This is a genomic window from Acinetobacter sp. AL9, from assembly GCF_041464035.1.
Classification (GTDB): Bacteria; Pseudomonadota; Gammaproteobacteria; order Pseudomonadales; family Moraxellaceae; genus Acinetobacter; species Acinetobacter towneri.
Genome location: NZ_JAYFSK010000164.1, coordinates 1 through 539 on the forward strand (window position 1 = coordinate 1; position 539 = coordinate 539).

A 539-nucleotide genomic window follows, 5' to 3' on the forward strand; every position below is an offset into this window, starting at 1 on the left:
CCGACAACGGCCCAGAGTATATAAGTGAGCTGATGGAAAAGTGGTGTGATCAGCATGGTATTGAGCATGTATTTAGTCAACCAGGCAATCCACAGCAAAATGCATATGTTGAGCGATTTAATCGTACAGTACGTTATGAGTGTCTAAATCAGTATTTATTTCGAGATCTGAGCGAGGTGCAGGACTATACAACTGACTGGCAGTACTTTTATAATCATGAACGGCCTCATATGTCAGTAAATGGTTGTCCACCTATTTTTTAAACAATAACAAGGGCTTTAGATTTTCTACCCATTCATTCAATTAAAAATGGGGGTATTACCATTACCGTCGGAAAACGAGCTGATAGCATAGTTTATGACGAAGCAAAAAAAAGGATTAAAGATTGAAAAAGCGGAGGAGTCTCCTCCTAGAGGGCGTTCAAAATTCTGTGTCAGTAAATTTGACTAGATTTTAATTATATCATCTAATCGACCTTCAAAGTAAATGGATAATTGAGTAATCGTTTGTCCCCATTCCTGAATAGGCATTGTCCATTT

General features: G+C 37.8%; 1 protein-coding gene and 1 pseudogene. Both read left to right on the plus strand.

Annotated features, from left to right (window positions below):
- On the plus strand, positions 1 to 263 hold a 263-nt coding region (locus ACEO2X_RS14120; protein ID WP_371972180.1), incomplete at its 5' end, for an integrase core domain-containing protein.
- 54 nt (positions 264 to 317) lie between these two features.
- Positions 318 to 389: pseudogene (locus ACEO2X_RS14125) on the plus strand (type II toxin-antitoxin system RelE/ParE family toxin); the annotation flags it as partial.
- Positions 390 to 539: the final 150 nt, after the last annotated feature.